We start from the raw sequence: 19505 nt of genomic DNA on the forward strand, positions 1-19505 counted from the left end.
GCATCAAGATCTGGGTCGACAACCGCGTGGACTTCTCCCGCCCGGTGAACCAGTACACCGTCGCGGTGTCGTTCATCATCGCGATCGCCGGCTTCACGATGGACTGGGGCTCGCTGCAGTTCGGCGCGATCGTGCTGGGCACGGTCGCGGCTCTGGCGATCTACCACGGCGGCAACGCCATCGCCCGCTGGCGCCGCACCGGCGCCGACGACGGCGGTCCCCTCCCCGCCGTCGGCCAGCTGGGCGGCGACCTGCAGGACTGACCGCCGCCGCGCACGCGCCGCCGGCCCGGCCCCGGACTGTGAGACGAATGCTGGCGGCCGAGACAGTGGGTATCACCCATGGTCTCGGCCGCCAGTATTCGTCTCAGCGGAAAGAGGGGCGGGGCGCGGGTCAGGCGGAGTCGCGGACGACGAGCTCGGTGTCGAGCATCGTGACGTGCTGCGGCCGTCCGCCGCTGAGCAGCTCCAGCAGGATCGACGCCATGCGCTCGCCCTGCACGTACGACGGCTGTCGTACGGTCGTCAACGCCGGCGTCACCGTCGTTGCCACGGGCGAGTCATCGAAGCCGACGATGGCGACGTCGTCGGGCACCCGGATGCCGGCGCGCGCCAGCACGGTGAGAGCGCCGCGTGCCATCAGGTCGCTCGCGACGAAGATCGCGTCCACCGGCACGCCGGCTTCCAGCATGCGGGTCATCGCCCGCGCCCCGCCGTCCGCGGTGAACCCGCCGTCCTCGACCGCCGCCTCCGTCAGCCCCGCCGCGGCGAGGGCGTCGCGGTAGCCTCCCAGCCGGTCCACGCCGGCAGGCATGGTGAGCGGTCCGGTGATGGTCGCGATGCGCCGCCGCCCGCTGTCGATAAGGTGCTGCGTCGCGAGCCGCCCTGCCGCCACGTTGTCCACGTCGACGTAGTAGTCGTTCTCGCGCTCGCGCACCGGGCGTCCGCCGTAGACGACCGGGACGGCGGCGGCGATGCGGTCGATGAAGGTGTCGCTGGTGTGGTGGGACACCACGATGGCACCGTCCACGGCGCCGCTGCGCAGGTAGCTGGTCGTCTTGTCCCGGGGGTCGTCGCTCGCGATGATCAGGTTCAGCACGTAGTCCGACCTGTTGATGCGCGCGTTGATGCCGGAGACGACGGCGGCGAAGAACGGGTCGCCGAAGAACCGGGTGGTGTCCTCGGGCACCACGAGCGCGATCGCGAGCGTCTGCCTGCTCGCCAGCGACCGTGCCGCCCGGTTGGGCACGTAGTTCAGCTCGGCGATGGCGCGGTTCACCGCCTCGAGCGCCGACGGGCTGACCGCGGTCGATCCGTTCACCACGCGCGAGACGGTCGACCGCGAGACTCCCGCAGCGGCTGCGACCTCCTCGATGGTCACCGCACCGCGCATCGAATCCGTGTTCATGCGTCTCCTGATGACGTCGCCGCTAACCCGCGGGCGGGACGTCGAGCGCCCGCTCCGCGATGATCCGACTGTACTCGCGGCCGCTGTCCTTCACAGTTCGCACCTGCGTGGCGTAGTCCACGCGAACGATCCCGAACCGCTTCTCGTAGCCCCAGGCCCACTCGTAGTTGTCCAGCAGCGACCAGTAGAAGTAGCCGCGCACATCCACGCCGGCATCCCGCGCATCGAGGATCGCCCCCAGGTGCCCGCGCACGAACTCGACGCGGTCCGCATCGTGCACCCGCGTCTCGCCGTCCTCGACCACCTCGACGTCGTCGTAGGCCGCGCCGTTCTCGGTGACGTACAGCGGCATGCCGAGCGGGCCGGTGTAGTCGTCCTGCACCCGCTGCAGCAGGCGGGTCAGCCCTTCGGGCTGCACCTCCCAGTGCATCGATGTGCGGGCGAGCCCGCGGTCGTGCCAGTGGATGCCGTCGTGCGAGGGGAACGGCGAGGATCCCTGCCGCTCGGTGGGCGCGTCGCCACCGTCGACCGGGACGGCCGGCGGACGTCCGCCCACATACTCGCCGTGGTAGTAGTTCACGCCGAGGGTGTCGATGGGGGTGGCGATGGTCTCGAGGTCCCCGGGACGGGTGGCGGCCTCGAGCGCGGCGATGGCTTCGGCATCCACCCGGCGGATGTCCTCGACGGTGTCCGCCGGGTACTCCGCCCGGAAGATCGGGTCGAGGAACCAGCGGTTGAATTGGCCGTCGATGCGGCGGGCGGCGTCGCGGTCGGCGGCATCCGCCGGGTCCACGGCATCCGCCACCGTCAGGTTCAGCGTCAGGCCCAGCTTCAGGGCGGGGTCGCGGCGGCGCAGCTCCTGCACGGCCTGGCCGTGTCCGAGCAGCAGGTGGTGCGCGGCGAGCACGCCCTCGCGCACGCTCTGATGCCCAGGCGCGTGAAGGCCCGCGGTGTAGCTGAGGAACGACGAGCACCAGGGCTCGTTGAGCGTCGTCCACGCCTGCACGCGGTCACCGAGGGCGTCGTGCATGTCGAGCGCGTACTCGGTGAAGAGGTCCGCGGTGTCGCGGTTCGTCCAGCCGCCCCGCTCCTGCAGCGTCTGAGGAAGATCCCAGTGGTACAGCGTCAGCCAGGGAAGAATGCCGGCGTCGAGCAGCTCGTCCACCAGCCGCTTGTAGAAGTCGACTCCTGCCGGGTTGAGCGCTCCGCCGTCGGGCCGTACCCGCGACCAGGACGTCGAGAACCGGTAGGTCTGCAGGCCCATGCGCTTCATCAGCGCGACGTCGTCGCGGTAGCGGTGGTAGTGGTCGCAGGCGACGTCGCCGTTGTCGGCGTTGATGACGGCGCCGGGAACGCGGGAGAAGGCATCCCAGATGGAGTCCCGCCGCCCGTCTTCGTGGGCGGCGCCCTCGATCTGGTAGGCGGCGGTGGCCGCGCCGAACAGGAAGTCGGTGGGGAAGGGTCGGGTGTTCGCCACGCGGGCGGACTCCTCTCGTGCGATCGTGCTCATGTCATCAGCCCTTGACGGCGCCGGCCATGATGCCACTGACAAGCTGCTTGCCCGCGAAGATGAACAGCAGCAGCAGCGGGATCGTGGCGAGCACCACACCGGCGAGCACGACGGAGTAGTCGACGAAGTAGTTCGACTGCAGCAGCGACAGTGCCACCGGGAGGGTGGGGTTCTGCCGGTCGAGCACGATGAACGGCCAGAAGAAGTTGTTCCAGGACCCCACGAAGGTGAACAGGAACAGCATGGCTGCGGCGGGGCGGGCCGCGGTCACGCCCACCGTCCAGAAGGTGCGGATCATGGACGCACCGTCGACACGCGCTGCCTCGATCAGCTCGTCGGGCACCGCCTGACGCAGGTACTGGGTCATCCAGAACACCCCGAAGGCACTCGTGAGGGCGGGGATGATGATGGCGCCGATCTGTCCGGTCCAGCCGAGGTCGGAGAACAGGATGTACAGCGGCACCACGCCCAGCTGCTGCGGCACGGCCATCGTGGCCACGACGAACACCAGCAGCCCCGGTCCGCCGAGGAAGCGCAGCTTCGCGAATGCCCAGCCGGCCAGCGTCGAGGTGATCACGACGGCGGCGGCGATGAGGAACGAGCTGTAGATCGAGTTCCACAGCGCCGGCCAGAAGTTCACGGCGGGGTTGTTCAGCACCGCGGTGGCGTTCTCGATGAAGTTGCCCAGCGGCACCCACGGGAAGGCGCCGCGCAGCGTGGTGGCGTCGCCCGAGCCGATGACGAACGACCAGTACAGCGGGAAGACGGCCGAGAGGAAGACGGCGCCGAGCGTGCCGTAGACCCAGAACCCGGGGCGGGAGCCGCGGATGCGGATGGTCTTGGCCCCGCGGCGTCGCGCGGCGGCGTTCGGGATGCCCTCTTCGACGATCGCGAGGGGTGGAGGCGTGCCGATGCTCATCGCTGGGACTCCTTGACCTGCTTCTTGGCCGCACGTACGACCTGTTTCTGCTGGCGTTTGCTGAGTTCGGACCGCAATCCTTCATCTCGCACGAGCGTGCGGGTGATGAGGAGGTTGATCAGGCCGATGCCCAGGATGATGATGAACAGAATCCAGGCCATCGCTGCGGCGCGGCCGAAGTTCCACTGCCCCCAGCCGATGTCGTAGAGGTAGAGCGTGATCGTCAGCCACTGCTGGGCCGAGCCGCCGCGACCGAACTGGTCGAACACCCGGGGCTCGTCGAAGATCTGCAGACCGCCGATGGTCGAGGTGATGATCACGAAGATGAGCGTCGGCTTGAGCGACGGCATCGTGATGCTGAAGAACTGCCGGATGGGGCCTGCGCCGTCGACGGTCGCGGCCTCGTAGAAGTCCCGGTTCACGGCCTGCATGGCGGCCAGCAGGATGAGCGTGTTGTAGCCGACCCAGCGGTAGTTGACCATCGTGGCGATCGCGACGTGGCTCCAGAAGGGCTCGACGTGCCAGGGGATGGCGGAGATGCCAATCAGCTGCAGCCAGCTGTTGATGAGGCCGGACTTGTCGGCGAACATCGCGTTGAAGATGAGGCCCACCGCGACGGGGGCGACGACGTAGGGCACCAGCACGCTCATGCGCCAGAAGGTCTTGGCGCGGATGTTGCGGTCCAGCACGGAGGCGATGAAGATCGCCAGCAGCAGCTGCGGGACGCTGGAGAGCACGAAGATGCTGAAGGTGTTGCGCAGCGCGGTCCAGAAGTGCGGCTGCGTGAGGATCCAGACGTACTGGTCGAAGCCGACGAACTCGCCGGAGTTGCGGACGAGGTCCCAATCCATGAACGAGATGACGGCGGTGTACGCGATGGGGAAGAGACCCACGATCGCGAACATGATGAAGAACGGCGAGATGTACAGGTAGGGCGAGACCTTCAGATCCCACCGGCTCAGGCGGTGCGAGAAGGAGAGGACCCGCGGCTGGCGCGCAGGCGGCGGCGCATCGGCAGCACGCGTCTGCGGGCGGGATTCGGTAGCGGTCACGATCGCCTTTCTTCTTCGGATGATCACGGGGTGCGGGTCACGATGCGACCCGCACCCCGTGGATCAATGGGCTGATGCCGGGATCAGAAGCTGCTGATCTCCGTCAGCCAGGTGTTCCAGGCGGTTTCCTTGTCTTCGAGACCGTCGAAGACACGGGTGATCGCGTTCTGCAGGGCGTCGTGGTACTGGAAGTACTTCTCACCCTTGAAGGTCGACACCTCGATCGCGTTGGCGCGGTCGATGCCGATCTGCCCGGTGGGGGCGCCGTTGAAGTACTCGTTGGTGTACGAGGTGATCGCGTCGCTGTCCTGCGCCTCGATCTGGCTCGGGAAGGTGCCGGCGTTCTCGAAGGCCTTGATCTGGTTCTCCGGAGCGGTCAGCCAGTCGGCGAGCTTCTGGGCAGCCTCGGTGTTCTTGCCGTCGGCGGGGACGACGAGGTACGAGCCGCCCCAGTTGCCGCCACCCTCGGGGAAGGCGTTGGCGATGTCCCAGCCCTCGACCTCGGGTGCCTCACCGGCGATGATGCCGTGCATCCACGGCGGGCACAGCATGGCGGCGAACTCGCCACCGGCCATGGCCGCGTACCAGTCGTCGCTCCACTGGCCGGCGAAGGCCGAGATGGGCAGACCATTGTCGACGACCTGGTCGTAGGCGGCGCGGATGTCGGGGTTCTCGGCGGCGATGATCGTGCCGTCCGGGTCCTCGTAGGCGAGCTCGAGCTGGTTGACGAAGCCCTGCAGCAGCGAGTTGGCCGAGTCGATGAACGGGGTGCCCGTCTTCTCGACGTAGTCCGAACCCACCTGGAAGAACGCATCCCAGGTCGGGAACAGCTCGGCGACCTCTTCACGGTCGGTGGGGAGCCCCGCCGCCTCGAACAGGTCGGCGCGGTAGCAGATGCTCTGCGGGCCCATGTCGGTGCCGTAGGCCACGAGGTTGCCGTCGGCGTCGGTCGCGGCGGCCTCCTTCCAGTCGAGCCAGCGGCCCTTCAGGTCGTCGGGCACGGGCACGACGAGGTCGGAGTACTTCATCATCTCGGTGAACCAGTCCACCTCGACGGCCTCGACGTCGGCGAGCCCGCCCTTGCCGAGCTTCTGGAAGAAGTTCGCGCGTGCGTCGTTGGACGTCGCCGCCTTGTTGTGGACGACCTTGATGCCGGTCTCCTCGGTGAACTCCGCGAGAAGCTCGTCCGAGTAGCCCATGTCGTTGAACGTCGCGAGCGTCAGGGTGTCGGTGGCGTCGCCATCGCCGTCGTTCGACGCGGCGTCGCCGCCTCCGGCACAGCCGGCGAGGACGATTGCTGTGGTCGCGACGCCGGCCAGCAGGGCGGTGGTGCGTCGCAGTGCGCGTGTTTTCACGTGTCACTCCTTTGTGGTGGTGGTTCGTGCGGGACCCCGGTCGTCGGCCCCCTTCGGGTGGGAGCGCTCTCACCAGTTGCTGATCACCGTATGGGATCGCTCCCACGAACGCAAAGCAACGTTCTCCACAAATCAGTCACGGTTCGATAACGACCTGTGGCGCGCAGGGTGATGCCGCGCAGGAGCAGCGATCACGCGGGCGCCCATAGACTGGGCGGGCACCCTTCCCGCGACATCCGGAGCCCCCACATGCCCACCATCGTCGTCGACGTCATGCCCAAGGCCGAGCTGCTGGATCCGCAGGGAAAGGCCGTGGCCGGCGCTCTCACGCGCCTCGGCGTCACGGGGTTCGGTGACGTCCGCATCGGCAAGCGCTTCGAGCTGACCGTCGAGGGCGAGGTCACCGACGAGACGCTCGCCGCCGCCCGCCGCATCGCGGACGAGGTGCTCTCCAACTCGGTGATCGAGGACGTGGTCGGCATCGAGGTCGTCGAATGACGGTGCGCGTCGGGGTCATCACCTTTCCCGGCTCGCTCGACGACGGCGACGCCCGCCGCGCCATCCAGATCGCCGGCGGGGAGCCGGTCGCCCTCTGGCACGGCTCGCACGACCTCGAGGGCGTGGACGCCCTCGTGCTGCCCGGCGGCTTCAGCTACGGCGACTACCTGCGCGCCGGCGCCATCGCGGCGCTCGCGCCGATCATGGCCGAGGTGAAGGATGCCGCGAAGCGCGGCATGCCCGTGCTCGGCATCTGCAACGGGTTCCAGATGCTCGTCGAGGCGCACCTGCTGCCCGGCGGCCTGATCCGCAACGCCCATCAGCAGTTCATCCGCCGCGACCAGCGGCTGCGCGTGGAGAACAACGACACCGCGTGGACGAGCGACTTCGCCTCCGGCCAGGAGATCGTCATCCCGCTGAAGAACGCCGACGGCGGCTACGTCGCCGCGGAGTCCGAGCTCGACCGCCTCGAGGGCGAGGGCCTGGTGGCGCTGCGCTACCTCGGGGTGAACCCCAACGGATCGCTCCGCGACATCGCGGGCATCACCAACGAGCGCGGCAATGTCCTCGGACTGATGCCGCATCCCGAGCACGCCGTCGAGCCCGGCTTCGGCCCCGGCACGCCCCAGGCCATGCGCTCGGGGGTGGACGGCCTGCCGTTCTTCACCTCGGCCGTCGCCGCGGTGGTGGGCGCCGCAGCCTGATCATCCGGGCCCGCGCACCCCAGGGGTGACTATCGTCGGAGCATGACCACCGGCATTCCTCCCCTTCTCGTCAGCGTTCCGTCCGAGCAGCTCGCGGAGGACCTCACCCCGGCGACCGACGGCGCCGAGATTGTCCTGTGGGATCTGTCGGGCGACGCGCCCCGCGATCACATCGACATCGTCGTTCCGCCGTACATGAACGGCGACACCCCGTACGAGCTGCTGGCCGCGGTCACCCCGCGGCTCGTGCAGGGGCAGTCCATCGGCTACGAAGGCGTCGCCGAGAAGCTGCCGAAGGGCCTCGTCTTCGCCAACGCCGCGAGCGTGCACGAGACCTCGACGGCCGAGCTCACCGTCGGACTGATCCTCGCCGCCCAGCGCCGCATCGACGACTTCGCCGTCGACACCCGCGACGGGGTCTGGAAGCCGCAGTTCACCCAGAGCCTGGCCGACCGCCGGGTGCTGCTGATCGGCTACGGCGGCGTGGGCAAGGCCACCGCCGCACGGCTGCTGCCCTTCGAAGTCGACCTGACCGTCGTGGCCCGCAGCGCTCGCGAAGAGGACGGCATGCAGGTGCACGGCATCGATGAGCTGGGCGCCCTGCTCCCCGAAGCGGAGATCGTCGTGCTGACGCTGCCGGGCGGGGAGGAGACCCGCGGCATCCTCGATGCGGACACCCTCGCGCTGCTGCCCGACGGCGCCCTCGTCGTCAACGTGGGCCGCGGCTCCCTCATCGACACCGACGCCCTCGTGGCCGAGACCTCGTCGGGCCGGCTGCGGGCGGCACTGGACGTCGTCGACCCGGAGCCGCTCCCCGAGGGCCACCCCCTGTGGGCGACGCCCGGCGTGCTGATCAGCCCGCACGTGGGCGGCGCCTCGAGCGCCATGCGCCCGCGCATCGCCGCACTCGTCCGTCGGCAGATGGAGCGCATGATCGCCGGCGAGGAGCCGCTCAACGTCGTCGTGCGCACCTGAGCGGCGTGCGGTCCGGCCGCTCGCCTCAGGCGGTGAAGACCGAGTAGACGTCGCCCACGGTCTCGCGACCGCCGAGGCCGGGGAGCTCCATGAGCACCGACGTCCCGATGACCACTGCGCCGATGGCGCCCATCAGCTCGTGCGCGGCCACCAGGGTGCCGCCTGTGGCGAGCACGTCGTCGACCAGCAGCACGCGGGTGCCCTCGGCGATGTCGTCGTGCACCTCGATGGCCGCCGTGCCGTACTCCAGCGAGTACGCCACCGACGCCGCCGGACGCGGGAGCTTTCCGGCCTTGCGGATCGGCACGAGACCCACGCCCGCGACGGTGGCCATGGCTCCCGCGAGCAGGAACCCGCGCGCCTCGATCCCCGCCACGACGTCGAACCGGCCCTCGAAGGGGGCGATCATCGCGTCGACGACGCTGCGGAGGGCGGCGGCATCCGCCAGCAGCGGGGTGACGTCGCGGAACAGCACACCCTGCTCGGGATAGTCGGGGATCGTGCGGATGAGCGAGTCGGCGCGCGCGAGGGCGGCGGGTTCGGGGGTCACCGGCCGATTCTACGCGCGGCGCTCCGAAGCTCCCTGGGAACGCCCGCCCGCCCGTGCCCACTGCAAGCGCTTGCAGTACCATGGTGGCATGACACTTCCCGACACCCTCCCCGGCACCGCCGCTGCGGATTCCCGTCCCGGCTCCCAGTGGTGGCGCACCGCCGTCATCTACCAGATCTACCCCCGCTCGTTCGCCGACGCCTCGGGCGACGGCGTGGGCGACCTGCCCGGTGTGACCTCCCACATCGACGACCTGAAGACCCTCGGGGTCGACGCGATCTGGCTGAGCCCTTTCCAGCGTTCCCCGCAGAAGGATGCCGGTTACGACGTCTCCGACTACTGCGACGTCGACCCGCTCTTCGGCACGCTCGCCGACTTCGACGACCTCATCGAGGCCGCGCACTCGCGTGGCATCCGCATCATCGCCGACCTGGTGCCGAACCACTCGTCCGACCAGCACGTGTGGTTCCAGCAGGCTCTGGCCGCAGCGCCCGGCAGCCCCGAGCGCGCGCGCTACATCTTCCGCGACGGCAAGGGTGAGAACGGCGAGCTGCCCCCGAACAATTGGGAGTCGGTCTTCGGCGGTCCCGCATGGACCCGGGTGACCGAGCCCGACGGCACCCCCGGCCAGTGGTACCTGCACCTGTTCGACTCGTCGCAGCCGGACTTCGACTGGTCCAACCCCGTCGTGCACGAGGAGTTCCGCCGCATCCTGCGCTTCTGGCTCGACCGCGGCGTGGACGGCTTCCGCGTCGACGTGGCCCACGGCCTGGTCAAGGCGCCCGGCCTGCCCGACTACACCCCCGACCCGCACGCCGGCTCGATGGGCGGCGAAGAGGCCGATGTGCCGTACTGGGGCCAGGAGGGCGTGCACGACATCTACCGCGACTGGAACCGCGTGCTCGCCGAGTACGACGGCGACCGGGCGCTCTGCGCCGAGGCGTGGCTGCCGACGGTGGACATGACCGCCAAGTGGGTGCGTCCCGACGAGATGCACCAGGCGTTCAACTTCGCCTACCTCGAGACCCCGTGGAACGCCGCCGAGCTGCGCGCGGTCATCGACGAGTCGCTGCGCGCCTACCCCGCCGTGGGCGCCCCCAGCACCTGGGTGCTGTCCAACCACGACGTGGTGCGGCACGCCTCGCGGCTGGCGCTGACGGCGGAGAACCCCCAGGGTCACGGCATCGGCCCGGACTCCCCCGGCAAGCCCGAGCCGGTCCTCGGCCTGCGCCGTGCGCGCGCGGCATCCGCCGTCATGCTCGCCCTTCCCGGGTCGGCCTACATCTACCAGGGTGAGGAGCTCGGGCTCCCCGAGGTCATCGACCTGCCCGGCGACGCCCGCCAGGACCCGACGTGGTTCCGCACCGAGGGCGAGCGATACGGCCGCGACGGATGCCGCGTGCCGATTCCGTGGGACGCCGACGCCCCCGCGTACGGCTTCAGCCCCACCGGCCAGTCGTGGCTGCCGCAGCCGGCGGAGTGGGCGACCCTCGCCCGCGACCGGCAGGTCGGCGACGCCGATTCGACCCTGTCGCTGTACCGCAGCCTGCTCGCCGAGCGCCGTGCACACGCGCTGGGTGCGGGCACGCTGCGCTGGATCGACGGCTTCGGCGACGACGTGCTGGCCTTCACCAACGGCGACGTGACCGTGGTCTCGAACATCGGCTCCGAGCCGGTGGCACTGCCCGCCGGCGACCTGCTGGTCGCGAGCGAGCCGGTGACCGACGGCATGCTGCCTGCCGACGTCACCGTGTGGCTGCGCACGGCCTGATCGGCGCGACAGGAGACCCCACGCCATGGTGAGCATCGATGAGGTGGCACGCGCGGCGGGGGTCTCCACCGCGACGGTGTCGCGCGCGCTGAGCGGGCGGGGGCAGGTTTCGGCCGGCACCCGCTCGCGCGTGCTCGACACCGCCGCGGCGCTCGGCTACGTCGTCTCGGCGCCCGCGTCGAGCCTGGCGTCGGGCCGCGCTCGCAACATCGGCGTGCTGCTGCCGGTGGTCGACCGGTGGTACTTCTCCACGGTGCTCGCCGGCATCGCGTCGGGCCTGCAGAGCGCCGGTTACGACATCACCCTCTACGCGCTGACCGAGGATCCGACGGAGCGCGCCGTGGTCTTCGAGACGTTCCTGCGCCGCCGCCGCGTGGACGGCGTGATCGCCATCGCGATGTCGCTGGACACCGCCGAGGCCGACCGCCTCGCCGCACTCGGCATGCCCGTCGTGGCCCTGGGTGCGGAGCACCGCCAGCTTCCCAGCCTGGCGGTCGACGACATCGCCGTCGCGAAGCTCGCCACGGCGCATCTCACCGACCTGGGACATCGGGAACTGGCGCACATCGGCATCCTGCACGACGTCGACGACGGCACCGAGCGGGAGCACATCCCCTCGCTGCGGCGGCGGGGGTTCGAGCAGGCACTGGATGCCGCCGGCATCCCCCGCACCTCCGCCCGCCACGAGCACGGCGACTTCACCATCGAGGGCGGTCATGCGGCGGCCATGCGGCTGCTGACCGGCGACGCCCCGCCCACCGCGATCTTCGCGGCCTCGGACGAGATGGCCTTCGGCGCCCTCATCGCCGCGCGCGACCTCGGGCTATCGGTGCCCGGCGAGCTGTCCGTGGTCGGGGTCGACGGCCACGAGCTCAGCGGGTTCTTCGGGCTGACCACGGTCGACCAGTTCCCGCACGACCAGGGACTGCGTGCGGCGAGGGAGGTGCTGGCCGCACTCGACGAACCAGCGCCCCCCACCACGCCTGAGACCGGGCCGGCCGGGCTCGATCCGCTGCCCTTCGATCTGGTGGTCCGGACGTCCACCAGGCCGCCGAGGCGCGAATCGTGACGACGACGAAGTCGGCATCAACGCTCCGGTAACGCCCCCGCGACGCGAGACCCGCCTGCCGGAGGCCGCTCGATGCTGACGCGCAGCCCACCTCCGCGAACCCTCGCGACGAGGCACGCCAGCGACGCGACCACGACATGGGCGGTAGCCGTGAGCTCACGGTCGGTCGCGGTGCCTTCCACCGCGACCACCAGGCATCCTGCGGCACGAGCGGACTCCGCGCCCACGACCGTGTCCTCCACCGCGACGATGGGTCCCTCGGGAGTGCCCGGTGGAGAAAGCCGGGCCATACCGAGGGAGAAAGGATCGGGAGCGGGCTTGCCTGCGTCGACATCGTCCCCCGTCACCAGTACGTGGGGAGGTCGGATTCCCGCTGCGGTGAGGCGCGCATGCGCCACGCTGCGCGCGGCGGAGGTGACGATACCCCACCGCTCACGAGGTACTGCTTCCAGCAGATCCCCCGCGCCTTGCTTGAGCGCGATACGCTGCCCGGGTCGCGCCTCGATCTGGGCCAAGCTCCGCTGCGCGGCGGCGCGACGCTCAGCCGGTACCCCGAGATGCGCGATGAGCGATGCGGCCGTTACTCCGTGCGGTAGCGGAGGGGACGGGTCGACGCCCCATTCCGCCGCCCACGCCGCCCACGCATCTTCGATTGAAGCGATCGAATCCAAGAGGGTCCCATCCATGTCGAAGAGGAACCCCGCTACATCGATTTCTTGGCCGTTGACGAGCCTCGCGATCAGGTTCATCCGTTGGGATCGAGCACCGAGGCGGGCGCTCAATCTCCCGTCACCAGGGCTGGGAGGACCATCGACTTGATCGCCGCGGGGTCGGTCTTGCTCATCATGAGCGCGCTCTCGACGTCGCGCAGCCCGTAGCGTCCAGTGATCAGAGCATCGACCGACACCGCGCCCGACGCGATCAGTTCGATGGCCGTCGGCCAGGTGTTCACGTAACGGAACGTGCCGGTCAGGGTGATCTCGCGGTGCTGGATCATCGCGACCGGGATCTCGAGATGGTCCCCTCCCATCCCAACGAGAACCGCTCGCCCACCCGGACGCAGCGTGGGGATGGACGCGATGATCGCACCCGCGTTCCCGGATGCATCGATGTAGATGTCGAAGTGTTGGTCGAAGGCCGCGAAGTCGGCGCTCGAGGGGTCCAGAACCGACGTCGCACCGTGGCCAAGTGCGAACTCACGGCGATTCGCAATCGGATCGCTGACGACGATCTCACTCGCACCGAAGACCCGGGCAACCTGCCCGATGAGGATGCCGATGGGTCCGGCACCAGTGATCAAAACCCGTGACGATGCCGTGACTCCCGCCTTGCGCACGGCGTGCACGGCTACGGAGACCGGCTCAGCCATCGCAGCATGCTCGAACGACATGTGGTGCGGGATCGTGTGCGCGAAGTCGTCGTCGATCACTTCGTACTCGGCGAACGAGCCGTCAATGGGCCATGCTCCGTAGAACTCGACCTGGCGGCAGAGATGGTACTCACCCCGTTTGCAGTATTCGCACCGACGGCAGACCGTCTGCGGCTCGACGGCTACCCGCGCGCCGACGCGAGCGGGTGGAACATCTCGGCCGACGGCGACGATGGTGCCTGCCGACTCATGCCCGAGGACCACGTCTCCTCTCACGATGATGTCGCCGATCTTCCCGGTCTCGTAGAAGTGTGTGTCTGACCCGCACACACCCACGGCCTCGACTCGGACGAGAACCTGGTTGGGCTCCAACTCCGGGACGTCGACCTCTCGCATTTCGATCTGTTTCGGCGCCGTGAGTACGCTTGCACGCATCGACCCGGGGTATGTAAATGACATGTTTTCTGCTTTCTCTTTCAGGGCCTTCAGCCTTTGACGGTTCCCGCGGTCAGACCGCCCACGATCCATCGCAAAGAGAACACCGCGAGGAGCACTCCAGGGATGATCGAGATCATGGTGGCGGCCGACATCGGACCCCACTCGATCGACTGGTAACCGATGTACTGCTGAAGCCCCGTCGTCACGGTCTGAGTGTTCCTTCCGGACAGGACCAGAGGGAGCGTGTAGTTGTTCCACGCCCACACGAAGGACAGCATCAGGCTCGCAGCCAGTCCCGGCGCGATCAGACGGAACAGAACGTGGCGAAACGCGGTCCAGCGTGTCCCACCGTCGACGGCGACCGCTTCCTCCAGTTCGTTCGGCAGGTCCTCGATGAACGAGCGGAGCATCCAGACGAGCATCGGCAGGGTCACCAGCTGATAAGCGAGGATCAAACCAAGATAGGAATCCGAAAGACCGGTGTTCTGGAAGATGAGATACAGCGGAAGGATGATCAGTAGCTCAGGTGCGAAGCGCAGAGAGAGAACGCCGAACGCAATGTTCTCACGCCCTCGAAATGTGAACCTGGCCAACGCATAAGCCGTAGGCAGCCCTACGATGAGGGTCAAAAGCAGCGATCCCCCGGTAACGATCAGCGAGTTCATGAAGGGTCTCAGGAATTCAGGACCACTGAAGACCTCGATGTAGTTGTCGAGTGTGGGGGCGAAGACGAACTGTGGCGGATTGGAGATGATCTGGTCCGGCGTCTTGAACGACATCATCAGGATCCAGATGATCGGCGCCAGCGTGAAGGCGGACCAGAGCGTCAAACCTGCCACGACGAAAAAATGCCCTGACGCGCGCCGCGACTTGCGTGGACTCTGTCCCCGATAGGGAATGGTCATCGTTTTTGGCTCGAGAGCAGTCATGCTGCCATGTCCCTTCGGCGCGCTTTCAAGAGGACGTAGGACATCGCGTAACAAAGCACCCAGAGAATCACCAACGCCGCCATCGCGGCGCCGAAGTTCAGGTTGCGGATTCCCTCCAAGTACGCGAGAACATGCAGATTCGTCGTGGCGTCCACAGGCCCGCCCTTGGTGGTGGTGTAGATGACGTCGAACATCTTGAGGGAGTCGATCCCTCGGAACGCCATGACGATCACGAGGACCGGGACGGTCAGCGGCAACGTGATGGAGAAGAAGTGTCGCACCGCACCCGCACCGTCAACGGCGGAGGCCTCCCTGAGTTCTGTGGGGACGCTCCGGAGCGCAGCCTGCATCAGGAGCACCACGAACGGGGTGTACAGCCAGACGTCGACGAGCATGACCGTCAGAAGAGCGGTGTCTGGTCCGTTGAACCAGAGCAGCCCTTGCCCCCCGAACTCGCGGAGCACCCAGTTGACCACTCCGTTCTCCGTCAGCATCACCTTCCACATCAGGGCTGCGATCACCGGTGGCATCAGCAGCGGGAGGACGATGATGATGCGGAAGACGTTGCCGTACTTCCCGTGGTTGAGCGCGAGAGCGAGGAGGATTCCGATCACGACTTCCACGACGACGACCGTCACGGCGTACACCAGGGTGACCCCTACGGCGTTCCAGCCTGTTCCCGTGGAGAAGAGGGTGAGGTAGTTCCTCCCCCAGTTGAACTCCGGGCCGCCGCGGGTCAGACGGTATGAGGTGAACGACCAGTACACACCGGTCAGGAACGGGTAGAGGATCGCCAGCAGAAGGGCGATACCGGGGAGGGCGAGCAGATAGGGCAAATAAGGCTTGTGTTTCATCTTCCAATCCCGGGAACGAGCCGCCGGTGGGTCGGTCCAACCCACCGGCGGCGTCGGCGATCACTCAGCGATCAGCTGATCGATCTGCGCCGCTGCGTCGTCCATCGCCTCCTTGACGGACTTCTGCCCCAAGACCGCAGCTTGGATCTCGATCGTCCAGATGTCGCCCGCCTGCGGCCATGTCGCCGCCGGCGTGTATGCCCAGCTGGCGTAATCCGCGAGGATCTCCTGCCACACCTGGTTGTAGTTCCCCCATTCCGCCGTTGCTTCAGCCATCTCGGGGCTTTCTGCCACAGAAATCCGCGTGGGGTTCATGTTCCCGTTCGCAATCGCGGAGGTGAGCGTCTCCTTCGAGGATGCCCATTGGAGGAACTGCCACGCTGCATCCTTGTTATCGGAGGCCGCGTTCATGCCCAGTGACCACACCCACATGCTCGAACCGCGACCGGCCGGACCCTCCGGCGGCAGCGCGTAGCCGACGGTCCCCGCGATCGCGCTCTTCTCGAAGTCCGGGGCCATATGGTCGGCATCGATATAGAACGCGGCGTTGCCGGCGATGAAATCCTGCTGCGCTTCGTACCACGTGTAGGTGCTGGCGGCGTCCGGCGCGTACTGCATGATCTCCACCCACTTCTCAGCCGCCGCGACGGATTCGGGAGAGTTGACCGCCGCCTTGCCGTCGACGATGTCCGTCCCTCCGTACGCCATGAGGAAAGTACTGAAGGGGTTGAGGGTGGGGTACGTCTTGTCACCTCTGCTGACGAAGCCGGAGATCTGACGCCCGTCGAACTCTGTCCCGTCGAGCTGTTCGGCCGCCGCTATCAGCTCATCCACGGTCTGGGGCACGGCGATACCGTTCGCCTCGAGGATGTCCTGCCGGTAGAAAAGCGCGTAGCCCTCTTCATTGACGGGCAGAGCCCAGAGCCCTCCCTGTCCTGCCCCAGAATATTCGGTTTTGTCCCAGCGAAGCGATTCGATCAATGCGGGATAGAAGTCATCGAAGTCCCAGTCGGGCGCCGTCCGCGTCTCATCCTCGACCCACGGCAGGAGGTCCTCGATCCATCCGGCCGCCGCGTACTGGTAGTTCATCGGCTGAGAAGTCATGAATGCGTCGTAGCTTCCCGATCCCGACTGCAGTTCAGTGAGGAGCTTGACCATGTAGTCGGTCTCAGTCAGCGTCTCGAGGTTGACCGAAACCCCCGTGAGTTCTTCGAACTCCGGTATGTATTCGGAGATCGCGTTGGAAAACGGATGCTCGCTCATGAGCAGATTGAGTTCTGTGCCCTCGAAGTTCCGCCAATCGAACTCATCGATCTCGGTGTCGGGTCCCGCCGTTGTTCCCCCGCCCGCCGCGCAGCCGGCGAGCACCGTGATGGTCGCCAGAACGCCCACGCCCGCAACTCGATGGGGGCGTGTGGCGACTTTGCCGTAGTGATCCATGACGTGTCCTCCTTTGGTCGTCATCCGCGCTGCCTCCGCGCGGTAACAGCATCCTGGGTACGCTCATATGTCGCGGTAGCCTGCTCATATGAGCGCCCCGCTAAGCCTCGATCAGCGCATTCTCTATACGTACGTCGCCATGCAGAGCCTCGCCCACGGGCGCGCACTCAACGACATCGCAGAAGAGGTCGGCGTCTCCCGATTCGCCGCGTCGCGAATGGTGAAGAAAGCCCGCGAGATCGGTCTCGTCGAGGTCAGAGCGAGCACGCAGGAGCCCGTGGACGTCGACTTGTCGCAGCGGCTGGCCCGCCGCTTCGGTATGCGATCAGCCGTCGTCGTCTCGTGTGCGTCGCGCAGGGAAGAGGACATCCGCGATGCCATCGCCGGCGTCGCTGCCGGGTTCCTCCAGGAGCACGCCAATGACGATGACCTGATCGGGCTCGCGCCCGGACGCACGATGGTGGCTCTGTCCCGACGGGTGACGCAGCTTCCCTGGATGGACGTCGTGCAGATCACAGGAGTCGGTGCGCCCCGACTCGAGGACGGCGTGGAGGCGATCGTGAACATCGCGCGTGCCAGCGGCGGCGCGTCCTACCCCTTGTACACCCCGATCGTCGTGGAGCAGGCGGAGCAGGCATTGATCGTCAAGCATCCGTCGCATCAGCGCACGATTCGGCGCTTCGACCACCTGACGAAAGTCTTCTTGACGATCGGCGGGTGGCCAAGTTCATCTCTCCTCGCCCAGCAGCTCGCGGATCTGGGAGAAATGGAGACTCTGGTCGCGCAGGGGGTCGTCGCGGAGATCGGCACTGTCTTGCTCGACGACCAGGGCAATTCCGTGCACTCCCTCCGCAACCGAATCATCGGCATCTCGGAGGAGCAGCTTCGCGCCGTCGACATGCGCGTGGCCGTCGGCGGCGGACCGGGCAAGGAGGGAGCACTCGGCGCCATCCTGCGATCGGGCATCCCGAATCACGTCATCACAGACACGCGTTCAGCGATCAGTGCCCTGATGGGGGACTAGGGAGGTCTCACTCCCCCAGGTTCCCTTGCCAGCTCCTGCACGTCGTGCGGTCTCTGCGCGGCTCCACGCTCGGTTCACGAGCAGTACGCGTACGCGCTCATGCGCACGCGGCGCGTCACGGGCAGACGAGCCCGCCAGCGCCTCGGCCGCGCCCCGCGCACGGCCGAGGCGCGGACCCGTAGGCTCTGGCCATGAGCATCGACCTCGAAGCCCTCTACATCGATCTGCACCGTCACCCGGAGCTTTCCTTCCAGGAGACCCGCACCGCCGGGGTCGTCACCCGCAACCTCGAGAAGCTGGGCATCGAGTTCGAAGAGGGCATCGGACGCACCGGGGTCGCGGCCGTCATCCGCAACGGCGATGGCCCCGTCGTCTGGCTGCGGGCCGACATGGACGGCCTTCCCGTCGAGGAGCGCACCGGTCTGGCCTACGCGAGCACCGCACGGGGCATCGACCCTTCCGGGCAGGACGTCCCCGTCATGCATGCCTGCGGCCACGACATGCACGTCACCGCGCTGCTCGGGGCCCTCGAGCGGCTGCACGCGACGAAGGATGCCTGGTCGGGCACGGTCGTCGCCGTGTTCCAGCCCGCCGAGGAGTACGGCGCCGGCTCGCAGGCGATGATCGCCGACGGCGTGCTCGACCGCTTCCCGCGCCCCGACATCGTGCTCGGCCAGCACCTCACCCCGCTCCCCGCCGGGCTCATCGGGGTGCGCAGCGGCACGCAGATGGCGGCATCCGACGGACTGACGGTCACCCTGCTGGGCCGAGGCGGCCACGGCTCGCGCCCGCACGCCACGATCGACCCCGTCGTCATGGCCGCCGCCACCGTCATGCGGCTGCAGACCGTCGTGTCGCGCGAGGTCGACCCGCGCGAGATGGCCGTCGTCACGGTGGGCTCCATCCACGCCGGCCTGAAGAACAACATCATCCCGGCCGAAGCACGCCTCGAGCTGAGCCTGCGGTACACCGACGAGCCGTCGCGCGAGCGCATCCTGGCCAAGGTGGAGCGGGTCGTGCGCGCCGAGGCGCTGGCATCCGGCGCGGAGGAGCCCCCGGTCATCGCGGTGCAGCACTCCCTGCCTCCGACGATCAACGACGTGGATGCCACCGCCCGCCTCGTCTCCGCCTTCGAGCGCAGCTTCGGCGAGGGCGCCGTGATCGACCCGGGCATGTTCACCGGCAGCGAGGACGTGTCGTGGTTCGCCCGCGACGGCGGCGCGCCGCTGGTGTTCTGGTTCTGGGGCGGCGTGGACCCCGAGGTCTACGCCGGGGCCGCCGCGGGCGGGACGATCGACGAGGACATCCCCACGAACCACTCGCCGTTCTTCGCTCCGGTGCTGCACCCCACGATCGAGCAAGGGGTGGAGAACCTCGTGGTCGCGGCGCGGGAGTTCCTGGCGGCAGCCTGAGCCTCACGCCGAATCCTCGGGGCCGTCGTCGGACCCGGCGCAGCCTGGGCGGCGTAGCCTGGAAGGGTGAGTGCCTCCATCGCATCCGAGCCCGGCCGGGTTCTCGACGCCGCCGCCCTGCGCGCCGACTTCCCGATCCTGCGGCAGACGGTGGGCGGCGAGCCGCTCGTCTACCTCGACTCCGGCGCCACAAGCCAGAAGCCCCAGGTCGTACTCGACGCCGAGATCG

18 protein-coding genes and 2 pseudogenes are annotated in these 19505 nt (G+C 68.1%); 9 read left to right on the forward strand and 11 right to left on the reverse strand.

Annotated features, from left to right (window positions below):
* Positions 1–263: pseudogene (locus NQ160_RS05905) on the forward strand (nitrate reductase); the annotation flags it as partial.
* Positions 264–393: 130 nt separating this feature from the next.
* Here NQ160_RS05905 and NQ160_RS05910 read toward each other — a convergent pair.
* The 5 genes from NQ160_RS05910 to NQ160_RS05930 form a co-directional block, all read right to left on the reverse strand.
* Positions 394–1407 (reverse strand): LacI family DNA-binding transcriptional regulator, encoded by a 1014-nt coding sequence (locus NQ160_RS05910; RefSeq protein ID WP_257514304.1) that lies wholly within the window; start codon positions 1405–1407, stop codon positions 394–396.
* Between the two features lie 22 nt (positions 1408–1429).
* A complete protein-coding gene (locus NQ160_RS05915; protein WP_257514305.1) occupies positions 1430–2917 on the reverse strand; it encodes a GH1 family beta-glucosidase in 1488 nt (495 codons plus the stop codon).
* Between the two features lie 4 nt (positions 2918–2921).
* Positions 2922–3836 (reverse strand): carbohydrate ABC transporter permease, encoded by a 915-nt coding sequence (locus NQ160_RS05920; protein WP_257514306.1) that lies wholly within the window; start codon positions 3834–3836, stop codon positions 2922–2924.
* On the reverse strand, positions 3833–4888 hold the full coding sequence (locus NQ160_RS05925) for a carbohydrate ABC transporter permease (protein WP_257514307.1): 1056 nt from the start codon (positions 4886–4888) through the stop codon (positions 3833–3835). Before NQ160_RS05925 ends, NQ160_RS05920 begins: the two co-directional genes overlap by 4 nt.
* 83 nt (positions 4889–4971) lie before the next feature.
* Positions 4972–6243, reverse strand: coding sequence for an ABC transporter substrate-binding protein (locus NQ160_RS05930; protein WP_257514308.1), 1272 nt, complete (start codon positions 6241–6243; stop codon positions 4972–4974).
* Positions 6244–6492: 249 nt separating this feature from the next.
* Between NQ160_RS05930 and purS the strand changes: the two genes are divergently transcribed.
* The 3 genes from purS to NQ160_RS05945 are packed head-to-tail and all read left to right on the forward strand — an operon-like array spanning position 6493 to position 8420.
* The gene (gene purS, locus NQ160_RS05935; protein WP_257513961.1) at positions 6493–6741 is read left to right on the forward strand and encodes a phosphoribosylformylglycinamidine synthase subunit PurS; all 249 of its coding nucleotides are present in this window, start codon (positions 6493–6495) and stop codon (positions 6739–6741) included.
* On the forward strand, positions 6738–7445 hold the full coding sequence (gene purQ, locus NQ160_RS05940) for a phosphoribosylformylglycinamidine synthase subunit PurQ (RefSeq protein WP_257514309.1): 708 nt from the start codon (positions 6738–6740) through the stop codon (positions 7443–7445). The genes purS and purQ overlap by 4 nt, the downstream gene beginning before the upstream one ends.
* A 42-nt stretch (positions 7446–7487) precedes the next feature.
* Positions 7488–8420 (forward strand): 2-hydroxyacid dehydrogenase, encoded by a 933-nt coding sequence (locus NQ160_RS05945; protein WP_257514310.1) that lies wholly within the window; start codon positions 7488–7490, stop codon positions 8418–8420.
* Positions 8421–8445: 25 nt separating this feature from the next.
* On the opposite strand, the gene NQ160_RS05950 is transcribed toward NQ160_RS05945, so the two are convergent.
* Complete coding sequence (locus NQ160_RS05950; RefSeq protein ID WP_257514311.1) at positions 8446–8970, reverse strand: adenine phosphoribosyltransferase; 525 nt, start codon at positions 8968–8970, stop codon at positions 8446–8448.
* A gap of 88 nt (positions 8971–9058) precedes the next feature.
* Between NQ160_RS05950 and NQ160_RS05955 the strand changes: the two genes are divergently transcribed.
* Together NQ160_RS05955 and NQ160_RS05960 are read left to right on the forward strand one after the other, a co-directional pair.
* A complete protein-coding gene (locus NQ160_RS05955) occupies positions 9059–10741 on the forward strand; it encodes a glycoside hydrolase family 13 protein (RefSeq protein ID WP_257514312.1) in 1683 nt (560 codons plus the stop codon).
* A 25-nt stretch (positions 10742–10766) separates the two neighbouring features.
* Positions 10767–11810, forward strand: coding sequence for a LacI family DNA-binding transcriptional regulator (locus NQ160_RS05960; RefSeq protein ID WP_257514313.1), 1044 nt, complete (start codon positions 10767–10769; stop codon positions 11808–11810).
* Positions 11811–11827: 17 nt separating this feature from the next.
* Here the strand turns inward: NQ160_RS05960 and NQ160_RS05965 are convergent, their stop codons facing one another.
* The 5 genes from NQ160_RS05965 to NQ160_RS05985 form a co-directional block, all read right to left on the reverse strand.
* Complete coding sequence (locus NQ160_RS05965) at positions 11828–12559, reverse strand: HAD hydrolase-like protein (protein WP_257514314.1); 732 nt, start codon at positions 12557–12559, stop codon at positions 11828–11830.
* A gap of 29 nt (positions 12560–12588) precedes the next feature.
* Positions 12589–13707: an NAD(P)-dependent alcohol dehydrogenase gene (locus NQ160_RS05970; protein WP_257514315.1), complete on the reverse strand. Its 1119-nt coding sequence runs from the start codon at positions 13705–13707 to the stop codon at positions 12589–12591.
* Positions 13665–14522 carry a carbohydrate ABC transporter permease gene (locus NQ160_RS05975; RefSeq protein ID WP_257514316.1) on the reverse strand — a complete coding sequence of 286 codons (858 nt, stop codon included), beginning with the start codon at positions 14520–14522 and terminating at the stop codon, positions 13665–13667. The genes NQ160_RS05970 and NQ160_RS05975 overlap by 43 nt, the downstream gene beginning before the upstream one ends.
* 20 nt (positions 14523–14542) lie before the next feature.
* On the reverse strand, positions 14543–15382 hold the full coding sequence (locus tag NQ160_RS05980) for a carbohydrate ABC transporter permease (protein WP_257514317.1): 840 nt from the start codon (positions 15380–15382) through the stop codon (positions 14543–14545).
* Positions 15383–15460: 78 nt separating this feature from the next.
* Positions 15461–16840, reverse strand: a complete 1380-nt coding sequence (locus NQ160_RS05985) for an ABC transporter substrate-binding protein (RefSeq protein WP_257514318.1) — start codon at positions 16838–16840, stop codon at positions 15461–15463.
* A gap of 88 nt (positions 16841–16928) precedes the next feature.
* On the opposite strand from NQ160_RS05985, the gene NQ160_RS05990 reads away from it, so the two are divergent.
* From NQ160_RS05990 to NQ160_RS24850, 3 genes and pseudogenes are all read left to right on the forward strand, one after another.
* Positions 16929–17864 (forward strand): sugar-binding transcriptional regulator, encoded by a 936-nt coding sequence (locus tag NQ160_RS05990; protein ID WP_257514319.1) that lies wholly within the window; start codon positions 16929–16931, stop codon positions 17862–17864.
* Between the two features lie 191 nt (positions 17865–18055).
* A complete protein-coding gene (locus tag NQ160_RS05995) occupies positions 18056–19276 on the forward strand; it encodes an amidohydrolase (RefSeq protein ID WP_257514320.1) in 1221 nt (406 codons plus the stop codon).
* A 66-nt stretch (positions 19277–19342) separates the two neighbouring features.
* Positions 19343–19505, forward strand: a pseudogene (locus tag NQ160_RS24850) (cysteine desulfurase); the annotation flags it as partial.

The sequence above is a fragment of the Microbacterium sp. zg.Y909 genome, from assembly GCF_024626565.1.